At 60.3% G+C, this 14,074-nt stretch carries 13 protein-coding genes; 5 read left to right on the top strand and 8 right to left on the bottom strand.

Annotated elements, in window-relative coordinates; genetic code table 11:
* Window positions 1-2: 2 nt before the first annotated feature.
* From iolE to FFM81_RS24980, 6 genes are all read right to left on the bottom strand, one after another.
* A complete protein-coding gene (gene iolE, locus FFM81_RS25005) occupies window positions 3-941 on the bottom strand; it encodes a myo-inosose-2 dehydratase (RefSeq protein WP_003568715.1) in 939 nt (312 codons plus the stop codon).
* A gap of 39 nt (window positions 942-980) precedes the next feature.
* Window positions 981-1,472 (bottom strand): hypothetical protein, encoded by a 492-nt coding sequence (locus tag FFM81_RS25000; RefSeq protein ID WP_138386038.1) that lies wholly within the window; start codon window positions 1,470-1,472, stop codon window positions 981-983.
* Window positions 1,469-2,587, bottom strand: coding sequence for a ferritin-like domain-containing protein (locus FFM81_RS24995; RefSeq protein WP_138386039.1), 1,119 nt, complete (start codon window positions 2,585-2,587; stop codon window positions 1,469-1,471). Before FFM81_RS24995 ends, FFM81_RS25000 begins: the two co-directional genes overlap by 4 nt.
* A gap of 99 nt (window positions 2,588-2,686) precedes the next feature.
* Window positions 2,687-4,558 carry a GMC oxidoreductase gene (locus tag FFM81_RS24990; protein ID WP_097536773.1) on the bottom strand — a complete coding sequence of 624 codons (1,872 nt, stop codon included), beginning with the start codon at window positions 4,556-4,558 and terminating at the stop codon, window positions 2,687-2,689.
* A 95-nt stretch (window positions 4,559-4,653) separates the two neighbouring features.
* Entirely contained in the window at window positions 4,654-6,087 is a 1,434-nt protein-coding gene (locus FFM81_RS24985; RefSeq protein ID WP_138386040.1) for a glycoside hydrolase family 15 protein, read from the bottom strand.
* A gap of 264 nt (window positions 6,088-6,351) precedes the next feature.
* Window positions 6,352-6,696: a helix-turn-helix domain-containing protein gene (locus tag FFM81_RS24980; RefSeq protein ID WP_025418600.1), complete on the bottom strand. Its 345-nt coding sequence runs from the start codon at window positions 6,694-6,696 to the stop codon at window positions 6,352-6,354.
* Window positions 6,697-6,874: 178 nt separating this feature from the next.
* Between FFM81_RS24980 and FFM81_RS24975 the strand changes: the two genes are divergently transcribed.
* Both FFM81_RS24975 and FFM81_RS24970 read left to right on the top strand, forming a co-directional pair.
* Entirely contained in the window at window positions 6,875-7,528 is a 654-nt protein-coding gene (locus FFM81_RS24975) for an acyl-homoserine-lactone synthase (RefSeq protein ID WP_025418601.1), read from the top strand.
* A gap of 191 nt (window positions 7,529-7,719) precedes the next feature.
* Entirely contained in the window at window positions 7,720-8,442 is a 723-nt protein-coding gene (locus FFM81_RS24970; RefSeq protein ID WP_003568728.1) for a helix-turn-helix transcriptional regulator, read from the top strand.
* Window positions 8,443-8,458: 16 nt separating this feature from the next.
* Here FFM81_RS24970 and FFM81_RS24965 read toward each other — a convergent pair whose 3' ends face one another.
* Window positions 8,459-8,923, bottom strand: coding sequence for an Lrp/AsnC family transcriptional regulator (locus FFM81_RS24965; RefSeq protein WP_003568729.1), 465 nt, complete (start codon window positions 8,921-8,923; stop codon window positions 8,459-8,461).
* Between the two features lie 124 nt (window positions 8,924-9,047).
* Here FFM81_RS24965 and alr point away from each other — a divergent pair, with 124 nt between their 5' ends.
* The 3 genes from alr to FFM81_RS24950 all read left to right on the top strand — a co-directional run bounded on the left by alr (window position 9,048) and on the right by FFM81_RS24950 (window position 12,571).
* On the top strand, window positions 9,048-10,181 hold the full coding sequence (alr, locus tag FFM81_RS24960; RefSeq protein ID WP_138386083.1) for an alanine racemase: 1,134 nt from the start codon (window positions 9,048-9,050) through the stop codon (window positions 10,179-10,181).
* Between the two features lie 31 nt (window positions 10,182-10,212).
* Entirely contained in the window at window positions 10,213-11,469 is a 1,257-nt protein-coding gene (locus FFM81_RS24955; protein ID WP_025418604.1) for a D-amino acid dehydrogenase, read from the top strand.
* A 100-nt stretch (window positions 11,470-11,569) separates the two neighbouring features.
* Complete coding sequence (locus tag FFM81_RS24950) at window positions 11,570-12,571, top strand: helix-turn-helix transcriptional regulator (protein ID WP_246401388.1); 1,002 nt, start codon at window positions 11,570-11,572, stop codon at window positions 12,569-12,571.
* A gap of 67 nt (window positions 12,572-12,638) precedes the next feature.
* Here the strand turns inward: FFM81_RS24950 and aptA are convergent, their stop codons facing one another.
* On the bottom strand, window positions 12,639-13,970 hold the full coding sequence (gene aptA, locus FFM81_RS24945; RefSeq protein WP_025418606.1) for an omega-aminotransferase AptA: 1,332 nt from the start codon (window positions 13,968-13,970) through the stop codon (window positions 12,639-12,641).
* Window positions 13,971-14,074: the final 104 nt, after the last annotated feature.

The following is a 14,074-nucleotide window of genomic DNA, read 5'->3' as shown; positions in this document are numbered from 1 at the left end:
GGCTACCATCCAAGCAGCTTGCGCAGATATTCGCGGCCCATTTTCGCGTATTGCAGCGGATTGGCCTTGGCCGGGTCCTGCTCTGCCTCGACGCAGATCCATCCGGCGAAATCCGCCTCGGCCAACGCATCGAGAATTTCCGGAAAGGTCTCTATGGAGCCGTCACCCGGCACGGTGAAGATCCCCGCCTCGATCCCTTGCTGGAAGGACAATTCGCGGTTGTGAATTCTCGTGACCACCTCGGCACGAATGTCTTTCAGGTGAACATGCTTGATGCGATGGCCGTATTTTCTGGCCAGCGACAGCGGATTGACACCGGCAGCCGCCTGGTGCGCGGTGTCGAGAAGCATGTTGACCAGGCGAGGATCCGTCTCGTCCATGAGCCGGTGGATCGCTTCCGTCTTCATCACCCCCGTTCCGAGATGCGGGTGATAGCAGAGCCGGCGGTTACGGGCCCTGGCTTTCTCTCCTGCCGCGTGCAGGCCTTCGATCAGTTGTTTCCACTGGTCCTCGGAAAATTCGGGGCAATTCGGAAACAGGGCGACCGGAAGCGGATTGACCGCTCCACCAAATTCAGCGACGACGAGATCGGCCCTGCGCGGATCGTCGCTGCCACCTTCCATCGCTTCGAGGAAGTCGAGTTGAGCATCGACGCTTTCAAGCGTATGACGATTCATCGCCTTGATGGTGAAGTAAGTGCTCACCCAAGGCTCGGAAATCCGTAATCCCCTGAGTTCGAGGGCAGGCCGCAAGATTTTCGGATCCGTCGGATATTTATGGCCGACGCCGCATCCGACATAGCCGGCGAGCGCCATTTCACTCAGTGCCTGCTCGTAGGGGATGCCGATGTCGATGTTGATAAAATCGTCATTCCACCAGAGCGTGGGGATGACACCGAGCCAGACCTTGGCGGGCGTCAGTCGATGCAGATATGTCGTCATGGCAATGATCCAGTTCTTTGGAGACGAGCGGAGGTGACTTCAGGTCAGATTTTGGAAATCGAGAGCCGAAGAAAAAGCCGGAATCTTCGGCGGAAAGGCCCAGGAGCCGAAACCTTGCCCCTTGGCGCCTGCAGGGTGGGCTCCGATCGCCTTCCAGAGCAGACCCTCGATATAGGCATCGGGCGAAACGACGAAGGTGATGTTCGCAGGCCTGGGGCCAAAGCGCTCCGTCCAGGCGGAGGACAACTCGAACCAGGTGCCGGAATACCAGAGCTTGATCAGCGCGCGGGCCACGTCTCCCAGCAATTCATTGCCCAGAATGGTCGTGCGCACTGCCTGGATACGGGCCTCACTTTCCGGCGGTGGCAGGGCGGTGAAAGCCGCCAGCAGCACGTCGGTGATCTCGCCGCCGACCACCTTGTCGAGCGTGGCGAGATAGCTTTCCGCCAAGCCGGTTCCCAGAAGATCGAAGTGGGAGAAGGCCGTCAATTCGGCGGAAAGACCCAGAAATGGCTCGAAACGGCTGGTCATGCGTTCACCTCCGCCTGCCGGGTGGCGGCTGGCTGTTTGATGCCGCCGGGGATCTCATAGGTGGGGCTGCCGTTCTTACCGGGATATTTCGGCAGCGGATTGCGGATGAGTTCGAGGATCATGTTGCGAAATTCGAACATCATCGGAACGGCCTCCAGCAGCAGGTTGGGCTGGCCGTTATAGGCATGCGTCAAAAGCTGGAGAAATTCACCATAGCGGGTGTTGAAGGCGATCGCCGCCTCACGCAGGTCCGAACCTTCGAATATGTCCCCCACTTTGAGGTTCTCTTTTATGGGATAGGCGCCCTCCCAATCGACCTGCAAGTGCGGACCCGTGGGGTGCCCGGGCTGGTCGCCCTTCTGGTAGTAGCGGCCCTTGACCAGTTCCTCGAAACGATAGTAATGGGCCAGTTCGTGGTCGTCATCGTCATAGATACCGCCACCGTCGCCCTCGCCCTGTTCGATGATGAGCTCGATCGCTTCCAAGGCGCTTTTCAGATCGGTCACGGGAAACAGCTCGCCGCCGCCGGAGTAATAATATTCCGAGGTGATCTGGCGCGACCTGTCGCCGGTAAAGATGGTTGTGCCCGCCTCATGCGCTTCGGCTTCCAGGTATTTGATGCCCTCCGCGATAGCCGAGTAGAATTCGCCGATACTGTAGAAATGGAGGTCCTCATGCCTCGGATGGCTGGCAAGCGCGGTGATATCAGGCGGAGTTTTGCGGTATATGAGGCCCTTGCCGACGAGATGTTCAGGACGCTGGGGCGGCCGCTCGATTTTCAGGAAGGTCGCTAGCGCCTCACGGCCGAAAGCCTGGATGTCGACCTTGAAATCGGTCTCACCGTCCGGCAGGGCGGCGGGATAGCTGGCTACGAAGTCCGGCCTGACAAGATCCGGCTTGCCGCCGATGGCATTGAGAATATTGGCCGCGATCGTCAGATGCAGCATTTCTTCCACGACGATCACGCGCAGAACCTGGGTTGCATCCTGGTTGACGCCGGGCTTGATCGAGTAAAGCGCCGTCAGATACGGCGGAATCGTCGCATGTTCGAGCTGCATCGCCCGGTAGAGAAACTCTTTCAGCTCATCGAGCGTCTTGATACTGTAGGAATCCATGCTCATGCTCCATGAGAGATAAGTTGGGTGCACCGGCCGGCTTCGTGTGGCTTGCATCGAACCCAGCGGTTCGTTAGCGCGGTGGAGGCCGGCCTTCGTTCAATGCAGAGACTTCAGAATGTTGCGACCGCTTCGGAAGCACATGGCGGCTAGCGTCAAGGTGACATTGGCCGTGCCGATCGTCGGCATGCTGCCGCCGCCCACGAGATAGAGATTTTCGTGGTCCCAACTGCGCTGGTTCTTGTCCACGACGGAATTGCTCTTCGTCGTTCCCATGATATGGGTGCCGGCCAGATGATTGCCGCCGCGGATCGCATAGCCTTGTCCCTCATAGGCCACATAGCCGAAATCGCTGGGATCGTACTGGGTATGATCCTGCGCGCCCAGGCGGGTAAAGACGGTGCGTGCAAACTGGCGGCCATAGGCCGCACCCTTCATGGTATATTCCGGAACCGTGAAGGATAGGATGGGCCGCATGTTGCCCAAAGCATCGGTATATTGCGGATCCACCGCGATGCGGTTGCTTTCGACGGGCATGACCTCGATCATGAATGCCAGCAGCAACTGCCGCGAAATCTGGTCGATCATGCCGCGCCGAAGATCGGCCCCGTAGAGGTTGCGATCATCCACCAGTTTGAGAAGGTCGGAGGTCGGTGCACCCGTGGCCCAACCCCAGCCGTCATTATGGATATCGATGGCGAAGGCGGCTTGCCTTTCCCGGAAAGGGCCGTCCCGCAGGTCGACGATACCGCCCGTTGAACTGGTTCCGCGCATCGTGCCGCAGATTTCCGGCATCAGCGCCCAGTTCAGCAGATAGGCGTGGTCCATCAGATTGCGTCCGACAAGACCGCTGGTGCTGCGCAGGCCGGAGGCCAGCATTAGACGCGCCGTTTCGATCGCGCCTGCCGCAAGCACGAAAATCTTGCCCTTCACGGTGATGGTCTCGTGGGCCGGTGAGGCCGGGTCTTTGTAAATCTTGACCTCGAGAGAGCGGACTTTCCCGCTATCCGGATCGATGTTGACCTTCGACGCGACCGCCTGCGGCAAAAGTTCGACAAGCCGCTCGCCCCTTTCTCCGCTTACCGCGAACGCCTTGGCAAGCGTTTTGCCGGAGTGGTAGCGCGCTTGCACGGGACAGAGCGGTACGCAGTTGGTGTTGCCCTGGCAGCGACCGCCCTCTTCGACCTGATGCGTATCGACTGCGCCGATTGGACGGTAGCCCTTCCCACCGTCATAGGCCGGGTTCGGTATGCTATTGCGACCTTGCGGATAGGGCCTGACCTTCAGGGGATACGTCTTGTCGTAAAGTTCGACGCTGGTACCCTCGATGCCCTTATTGACCTGCTGATCCAGATAGGAAAGCGGCAGGCCGCGCATGGGAAAGACATAGTCTTCTGGGAAGGTCTGCCCGAGATACTGCTGATCTTCGACATTCGCCGATACGCCGATTTCCCGCTCCGCCAGGCGGTAATCCTCTTCGACTTCCTCAAAGCTGAGCGGCCAGTCCAGCCCCTGGCCGAAAAGCGTGCGCGTCTTGAAATCCGAGCGAAGCAGACGGGGCGTTTTCGCCTCCCAGTGCATGGTCGTTCCGCCGAAAATTCGGGTATATGTCGTATCGCTGACATAAGGGCCGGATTGAACGATATAGTTCGAGCTATCGGTTTCCCCAGCCTGCAGCTTGCGAAGCTGCGGGCTGCGGGGTATTGCCGCGTTCGCATTCAGCGGAAAGGGCGACTGGTTGTCCTTGGAGGCTGCCGAATAAAAAGTCGTCAGCAGATGGTCATAGCCCGCCAGAGTGCTATTGGCACCGGTTCCGGCTTCCAGGATAAGGACCCGCTTGCCCGCTTCCGCAGCCTGCTTGGCAATGATTGCTCCGGAAACGCCGCTGCCGACGATCACGATATCGTAGTCATCAGACTCTGCGACCGTCTTGGCATCGGCTCTTATCGCCGATTCGAGGGGAAAAAGCACTTTGGTCCTCCATTATTCCCGGGAGCCGCATCAGGTTTTGCGCAACATGCGTTCTGAACTCAATCGAGATTTTCAGGCCGGACAGCCTGAAATCGTCATGATCTCCGGCTGCGGGAGCTTCGGGGTTTGGGCTTTGCGGCCGGGGCGGCGGCAGAGCGGGCTCTGACTGCGGAGAGAAAGGCGGCATAGCTCCAGGTCAGATTCCGGACGCTTTTCTCGTAGCCGACGGTACCATCGAACTGTTCGCTCAGCTCGTAGTGATCGCTGTGATAGACGATGGCGCGCAGCATGACGTCAGATGAAGCCCGCAGGGCAGCCGACGCTTCGGCGGTGCTGTTGGATGCGCCAAGTCCCAGTTCCGCGAAGAAGGGTTCGGAGAACTGATCGAGGGGGATGGCGCCGCTGGCATCGATGGCATTGGCAAGCCGATATTGAAACTCGGCGAAGTTGGCGGTGCACAGAGCCCAGGGATGCCCGCCGACCACCGGAGCCGCCACATCGCCATCGTAGTGATCGCCTGGATAGCGCCCGAAGAGCGGTCCGAGCCCCTTGGCCGCGTCGGCGCCATTGACCGGGAAATAGTTCGAAGACGAAGGATTGGCCCACTGGCGCCGCAGGATGGCCGCCGTTGCCAGAAGCTTGGTATCGGCCGCTTCGATCCCGCCATAGCAGACCGAGGAGACGATATCGATGTTCGCGTCATAACCGGCTTGCTCCGCGGCGGCATCCAGAATGCTAACATAGAGCTGCCCGTTCCAGTGGGTGGCCAGTTGGCTTTCCAGCCAGGATATGGCATCGGCCACCCCGGCAGGCACCGCAATACCGATCGTGTTCGTGGAAATTTCCCGGAAAAAGCGCAGCTGTACGGCTCTTGCAAAAAACGAATAGCCTTCATATTCCTCCCAGAGATTTGTGGTCTTGTTCTGGTAAACGTCGAGAAGGTAAGAGAGGTTGGTCTCGACCAATTGTTTGGCGATCGTCTGCGTGGCGCCATCCAGCTGATCGAACAAGGTCATGATCGCAATCGACTGAATGGCCGGCCCGTCATTCTGCTCCGACCACGGACGAACCTCGCCGCTTATGGTGAAGCAGGCGTGGCCAAGTGTGACGGTCGGGGAATTCTTCGCATTCGCCTGGCAGAGCGCGGCGAAGTTCACATAGTCGACCAGGCTCGGCAAAACCCCGCCCGGAACCGGCAGCAAGCCGGCAAGCGCGATCTCGATGGCCGTAATCGCCCCGTCGCGGACCCAGTTGAAAACATAGTCCTGGTCGACACCTGGCGTGTTCGCTGGATAGGAGGGTGCAGCGATGACGCAGCCGGGGGCGGAGAAGACGCCGGGCGATGCCGGATTCTCAATGACATAGCCATCGCTGGTGATGTTGCGCATCATCAGAAGAGAAAAATAGCGCGACAATGCGACCAGATCGGTCTGCGCGAAGGCAGGCCGCGGTTTGACTGTCGGCGCATTGGCGCCGATATGGGCCGGGTTCGCACCCGACATTGACTGACTCCAAAGCGCAACGGTCATTGACTGACTCCAAGATAGATTGAGACTTGCCGGGACCAGATCGAGAAATATTCCGGGCCTGGATGGGAGAAATATTGCGGCCGAATGGGCGTTGAGAGTGAACACAAGCTCTGCGGCGACGAGGGGTAAGGTGGCTGGCCACCCGCCGCGCCCTGCCTTCGCTGTCGCTGAACGTTTAACTAGAAAGATCGTCGACTATCTGCTTTTTATCAATCTAAACGTGTTGATCTCAGGTCAAAAAATCTCAGAGAATTGCGCCTGGCGTTACGGGTGCTCCGGCGGGATGGCTTCGACCAGCCCGACGAGATTGGACCGTGTTGCCGCAGACCGGTTGCGCAACGCCAGTACCATTTGCAATTCCGCGGCGGAGATCGCGCTGTTCCGATGCCAGTCCATCGTACCTCGCCCGAGCAGCAGCCAGTCGAGGGAGACATCCAGCAGGTCGGCGAGCGCGCAGGCGCTTTCCAGCGAGGTATGACCGCCATTCTGCCAGCGTGAGACGGCGGCGACGGACACGTCCAGTTCGGCCGCCAGGGCGTGAACTTTCCGGAACTTGCCGCGGGATATCGCCTCTCGAATGCGTTTGCCGCGTGCCATGTCGTGGGTCATCAAGAATCCTCCCGTCGTTGCGTTAAAATTGGCAATTGCCAAGAGCTTTCGATCGACGAATATCAGAAACTTCTTATGGAAGGGATGGCAAAGCCAAGCACCAGTCAACCTAGTGAAATATCCAGATTGCTGGGGATCGGCCTCCTGTTGAAACGTCAGCGCGTCAGGAGGAACGGATATGTTGCGGATACTCACCAAAGACATGCTCGAGACCGATCGACGGGCTTTCGACGAGATGTTTCGAGCACGCGCCACTGTTTTTCGCGATCGGCTGGGATGGCAGGTCGATGTCAGGGACCAGTGCGAAAGGGACCGGTACGACGAGACGGAAGACCCTGTCTACCTCGTTACGCAACGGCCTTCCGGCACACTGACAGGCTCGCTGCGCCTGCTGCCGACCACCGGGGCAACGATGCTTAAAAGCGAGTTCCGGGATTTCTTTGATCAGCCCATCGACGTCGATAGCCCGACATGCTGGGAATGTACCCGCTTTTGCCTTCATCCGCTTGTCCAAGACGCCGATCAGAATTCGTCTCGCACAGTGGCGACCGAACTGCTCTCGGGGCTTTGCGATCTGGCGCTCGACACCGGTATCGAAAGCATCGTCGGCGTTTATGACGCCGCGATGATCGGCGTCTATCGGCGGATCGGCTGGAAACCGACGCCGCTCGCCCGATCGAGGGCCGAGATCGGTAATCTGTATGTCGGTTTATGGGACGTGACGGCAGACAATAGCAGGACGCTTCAGGCCAACCTGTCCCGACTTTTGGAGCAGGTGTCCCCCTCTGCTGCAGCAACGGTCATCGGCGAAGGACATGGCGGCATGCGGTGAACGCAGCAGCGGCCCGCCCGATCGCCACCCCGGCAGTCTGAGCATGAAAGCGGCTATCCCTCGGCGGTCGGCTATGCCGCGCCGAGCCTTAACGTATTTTTCACGTCATGCCCGGAACAGGCTATTATCAGCAGTCGCTAAATGATACCATTGCGAGCGGCAAATGAACAATACAACCGCGAGTCCATCTCATGCAGACCAGTTCTCGTTTTTTCGACTGTCTGGACCGGATCTCCGCATCGCCGACATTGCAGGATCTGGAAACAACGCTGGATGAGGTCCGCCATATTTATGCGATATCGCATATGGTTCTGCATGTGACCCGTTCGGCAACGGCAGCCAACAATCCGTTGCTGATGCTGACCTATCCGCCCGAATGGGTGAAACAATATATTGCCCGGGATTACTTCAGCATCGACCCCGTCGTGCGGCTCGGCCGGCGCGGCTTTCTGCCGGTGGAATGGTCCGCATCAAAATGGGATTCAGGCCGGGCATGCGGTTTCTTCAAGGAGGCGATGGCCTTCGGGATCGGCCGGCAGGGTGTTACGCTGCCGGTACGAGGACCTCAAGGCGAGCGCTCGCTGTTTACGGTCACATCCACTCACCCCGATTCCTACTGGTGGCAGTTCCGCATGGACAGTATGCGCGACCTGCAGTTTCTCGCCCATCATCTTCATGACCGGGCCATGGTTTTGTCAGGAATGAGAAAAACCGCGGATTTTCCGCAACTGTCGCGGCGCGAGCTGCAATGTTTGCAGATGACCGCCAATGGCCTCCTGGCAAAACAGATTTGCGCCCGGTTGTGCATTTCGGTGAGTGCGGTGCAGCTCTATCTCGCCTCGGCGCGCCGCAAGCTGACCGTCGCCACGACGAGTGAAGCGGTCGCCAAGGCGACGGCGCTGGAGTTGATATAAGTTGGGTGACTGCGTTTCACCGCCTGCCTCTGGTGCGCGTCGCCAGAACATTGCGGATCGAGAAGCTGGAATGAATCCTGAGGACGCCCGGCAAGGTCGATAATATTTCCTTGTGGATGCGCTCGAACTCGCCCGGACTGGCCACCTCCACGCGCAGGAGATAGTCGGAACCGCCCGTCATCAGAAAACATTCGCGGAGCTCGGGATGCCGGCGGACCGCCGCTTCGAAGCGGTCGAGATGATCCTCGGTCTGTCGCTCAAGCGTGATGTTGATGATCACGGCGATCATCTCGTCCGCATTGCCGGCGTCCACCAGCGCCGTATAGCCGCGGATCACTCCCGATTTTTCCATGATCTTGATGCGCCTGAGGCAGGCGGAGGGCGACAGGCCGATCTCGGCGGCGAGCTTAGCATTGCTCATGCGCGCATCGAGGCGCAGCAGCCTCAGTATATTGCGATCGATCGTATCGAGAGCGGTCATGATGGATCATTCTAAATCTTCAATGATTGTGCGGATATTAGGTAAATCATGCAATAATTAGCTGCTGAATGATAGGCAATTTCGCTCGTTGTTTCATAAACTTTCTCGAGATTTAGGGATGGATATGGACAGCGATATTTTGGTTTCCCGGACACGCACCATCACGACCGCGCAGGGCGCCACCGGCTATCTGAGGATCGATCTTGCCGCACTCGGCCGCAATTACCGAAAGCTCGTATCGATGCTGACGCCGGTCCGCTCGGGGGCCGTCGTCAAGGCAGACGCCTACGGCCTCGGCGCCGAGCGGGTCGTCTCAACGCTCTACGGTGAAGGCTGCCGGCATTTCTTCGTCGCCCAGTTCGTCGAGGCCGTCAGGCTGCGGCCGACCCTTGCGAACGACGCCCAGATTTTCGTGCTGAACGGCTTGCAGCCGGGCAATGAGATCGCCTGCGCCGAGAGGGGCATCGTCCCGGTTCTCAACTCGCTGGCCCAGTGGCGGCAGTGGTCGGCGACGGCGCGCATGCTGAAGCGCTGCCTGCCTGCCGTCCTGCAATTCGACACCGGCATGTCGCGGCTCGGCTTTCCCCGGGAAGAACGAGCCGAACTGGCGGCAGCGCTTGGCGACGGCAGCAATGTCGAAATACTGTTCATCATGAGCCATCTGGCCTCGGCCGACGATATGGAGAGCGACCAGAACGGCGAGCAATGTGCCGAAATGTCCTGCATCGCCGACGAGTTCCCGGGCTTCGACCTGTCCTTCGCCAATTCCGGAGCGGTCTTTCTCGGCGACGCCTATCACGGCGTGCTTGCCCGCCCCGGCATCGCGCTCTACGGCGGTGCGCCGAACGCAGGCGCGAACAACCCGATGGAGCCGGTCGTCAGCCTCACCGTCGCCGTCGTGCAGACCCGCACCGTGCCGGCAGGCACGAAAGTCGGCTATGGCGGCGCGTATGTCACGCAGCGAGAAATGCGTCTCGCGACGATCGCCGCAGGCTATGCCGACGGTCTGCCCAGATCGCTCGGCGACCGTGGCGCCGTCTATTTCAACGGCACCCGGCTGCCGATCGTCGGCCGCGTCTCGATGGACAGCGTGACCGTCGACGTGTCGGCGCTACCCGAAGGCGCCCTGACGCTGGGTAGTCTGGTCGAAGTGCTCGGCCCCAGCCAGACGCTCGAGGACATCGCCCGCGATGCCGGCACCATATCTTACGAAATCCTAACCGGTCTGGGCGATCGTTACGACAGGCAATATCGCTGAGAAGCCCCGCGGCTCCATCATTGGGAAGATCATGAAAGTCATTGTTCTGGGGGCCGGTATCGTCGGCGTCACATCCGCCTATCAGTTGGCCAAATCAGGTCATGAGGTCACGGTCGTCGACCGGCAGAAAGGCCCGGCGCTGGAAACGAGCTTTGCCAATGCGGGCGAAGTCTCCTTCGGCTATTGCTCGCCATGGGCAGCGCCCGGCATCCCTGCCAAGGCGATGAAGTGGCTGTTCATGAAACATGCGCCGCTCATCCTCCGCCCGAAGCTCGACATGGCTATGCTCTCCTGGATGACGAGGATGTTGTCGAACTGCACCTCCGAGCGTTATGCGATCAACAAGAGCCGCATGCTGCGTCTTGCCGATTACAGCCGCATCGCGCTGGCCGATCTTCGCGCCGAGACCGGCATCGCCTATGACGAACGCATGCAGGGAACGCTGCAGCTGTTCCGCACGCAGCAGCAGCTCGAGGCCTCTGCCAAGGACGTCAAGGCGCTGGCGGCCGACGGTATTCCCTATGAGGTGCTGGATCGGGACGGCTGCATCCGCTTCGAGCCGGCATTGAAGCACGTGCGCGACAAGATCGTCGGCGGTTTGCTGACGCCGAAGGACGAAACCGGCGACTGCTTCAAGTTCACCAATGCGCTGGCCGCCAAAGCCGAGGCGCTCGGCGTCCGCTTCGCCTATGGCACGACGATCAAGGCGCTGGATGTCGAGGCCGGCCGCGTGCGCGGCGTCATCACCGATCGCGAGCGCGAGCGGATGAGCGCGGAGGCTGTGGTTGTTGCGCTCGGCAGCTATTCGCCGCTGCTGCTCAGGCCGTTCGGCATCAAATTGCCGGTCTATCCTGTAAAGGGCTATTCGCTCACCATCCCGATCACTGATGCGTCGCGCGCACCGGAATCGACCGTCATGGACGAAACCTACAAGATCGCAATCACCCGGCTCGGCGACCGCATCCGCGTCGGCGGCATGGCTGAAATCTCGGGCTATACCAACGATCTGGGGTTCGCCCGCCGCAGCACGCTGGAACATTCGGTCACCGATCTCTTCCCCGGCGGCGACGTTTCTAAGGCGTCCTTCTGGTCCGGCCTGCGCCCGATGACGCCGGACGGTACGCCGGTGATCGGTCCGACGAAGATCACCGGCCTCTTCCTCAACACCGGCCACGGCACGCTCGGCTGGACGATGAGCACCGGTTCGGCGCGGTTGATCAGCGATCTGGTCGGTGGTCGCACGCCTGAAATCGACGCGCGGGATCTCGCAATCAATCGATACCGCTGAAACCTCGTCAGACGACGCAAAATGCAAAAAATGTTTTGCGACAATCGCTTATCGCCGATGGGTGTTGTTTTCGAGGTCATGAATGTCCGGTCTTTCCCAAATGCCCGCCAATGGCCGCTCCCTCCACGATCCCGCGAGGAAACGCCCGTTGTTTTGGGAGACGGCCTTCAGCGGCAGCGATCCGGACGCACTCTCGGAAATATTGTCGACGCCGAATTCCCCGATCAAGGCCGCGGCGCAAGCCGACGCGCCGATCGCCTACCGCTGCAATTTCGTCTCGACCGAAGAGCTGGCCATCGCCGACTGCGCCTACGATGGCACGATCTCGATCAGGCGGGAGGCACCCAATGGCAAGCTGATCATATTCCTGCCGCTGGAGGGGAACGCCGTCTTCGATGCAGGCAAGGAGCAGTTCCATTCGGTTCCGGGCTGCGGCACCATTCTCGGGGCAGGGCGCGCATCCGGTGCCCGCCTGTTCGGCCGGCGCCGGCATCTCGGCCTGTTCGTCGACCAGGCGAGGATCAACAGACAGCTGGGGCATATGTTCGAGCGGACGATCGGCGGTGACACCGATTTCCATCCGACGATCGATCTGACGACCGGTTCGGGGCTTGTGTTGGAGCAACTCGCGGTGAATCTCTATCGCGGGCTTAGCGGCGATGGGCCGCTGCAGCAGTCGCCTCTCGCTCTGAACGCGCTTTGCGACGCGATGATCTACCTGCTTCTGGAAACATGTCCCCAACGCTATTCGGAGGCACTTGCGGCCCCCGCTTCGGCGCCGGCTCCTCGCCACGTGAAATGGGCGATCGACTTCATGCGAGAACATCTCGCCGAGCCGATTTCGCTGAGCGACATTGCGACCGCAGCCGAGGTCAGCGTCCGCACTTTGCAACAGGGTTTCCGGCAGTTCAGGAATACCACGCCGATCGCCTACCTGCATGAACTCCGGATGCTTGCCGCCCATCGCGATTTGCGCGAATCCGGCACGCGCCAAGCCGTCGCCGACATCGCGCTCAGATGGGGATTTACCCATCTCGGGCGATTTTCAGCCGAGTACCGGAAGCGTTTCGGTCAACTGCCGTCACAGGCCTTGAAGCGCTGAACGCCATGCCGGCGGCCGGGTGGTTCCGTCGGCGATTCAAATCGCCGACGGCCACCCGGATGCAGGTCTATGCCGCGCGCTTCAGAGCATCGCCGATCGTCGAGACGATCGTGTCGATCTGGCTCTTCTCGATGATGAGCGGCGGCGAGAGCGCGATGATGTCGCCGGTCACGCGGATCAGCAGTCCCTTGTTGAAGCAGTCGACGAAGATGTCGTAGGCGCGGGTTCCGGCCGCCGCTCGGGGCGCCAGTTCTATCGCGCCGACCAGGCCGAGATTGCGGATGTCGACGACGTGAGGCAGGCCTTTCAGCGAATGGAGGCCCTCCTGCCAGTATTCGGCAAGCTCGGCTGCACGGGTCAACAGGCCTTCCTCCTCATAAATTTCGAGGGTGGCGAGGCCGGCGGCGCAGGCGACCGGATGGCCGGAATAGGTATAGCCGTGGAAAAGCTCGATCGCGTTTTCCGGGCCGACCATCAGGCCGTCATAGACCTTGCGGCTGGCAAAGACCGCGCCCATTGGGATCGCGCCGTTGGTCAGGCCCTTTGCCGTGGTGACGAGGTCGGGCACGACGCCGAAATAATCGACCGCGAAAGGCGTGCCGAGGCGGCCGAAGCCGGTGATGACCTCGTCGAAGATCAGCAGGATGCCGTGCTTGTCGGCGGTTGCGCGCAGCTTTTCCAGATAGCCCTTCGGCGGCAGGACCACGCCTGCCGATCCCGACATCGGTTCGACGATGACGGCTGCAATGGTTTCGGCGCCGTGCAATTGCACCAGGCGTTCGAGATCATCGGCCAGTTCCACCCCGTGGGCGGGAAGGCCCTTCGAAAAGGCATTGCGTTCGACGTCGAGCGTATGGCGCATATGGTCGGCGGGTATCTGCGGGAAGACGCGGCGATTGTTGACGAGGCCGCCGACGGAAATGCCGCCGAAGCCGACGCCGTGATAACCCTTCTCGCGGCCGATGATGCGCGTGCGGGTGCCCTGGCCGACCGCTCGCTGATAGGCGATGGCGATCTTCAGCGCCGTATCGACCGATTCCGAACCCGAGCCGGTGAAGAAGACCCGGTCTAGCTTGGCATCAGTGCCGCCTGGCGCGTTCGCGGCCAGCTTGGCGGCGAAATCGAAGGCGATCGGATGGCCCATCTGGAAGGTCGGAGCATAGTCGAGGGTCGAAAGCTGCCGCTCGACGGCCCGGGCGATCTTCTTGCGGCCATGGCCGGCATTGCAGCACCAGAGGCCGGCGGTGCCGTCCAGCACCTGGTTTCCGTCGACATCGGTGTAATACATGCCGTCTGCGGCGGCCAGGAGCCGCGGCGTCGCCTTGAACTGCCGGTTCGCGGTGAACGGCATCCAGAAATTTTCGAGTACGGGCGCGTTCGTTTTGCTGATCTGGTCCATGCTGGCCTCCTGTGGTTGGCGCCGAGAATGGCAATTTCCCCTTGTCAAACAAGTCCTTTTCTTTGCTGCTGCAAACTATTGAATCTAAACAAATCAGAATATAG

It is taken from the genome of Rhizobium hidalgonense (assembly GCF_005862185.2).
In the GTDB taxonomy this organism is placed as follows: domain Bacteria; phylum Pseudomonadota; class Alphaproteobacteria; order Rhizobiales; family Rhizobiaceae; genus Rhizobium; species Rhizobium hidalgonense.
This window is presented reverse-complemented; position numbering and strand designations above follow the sequence as displayed.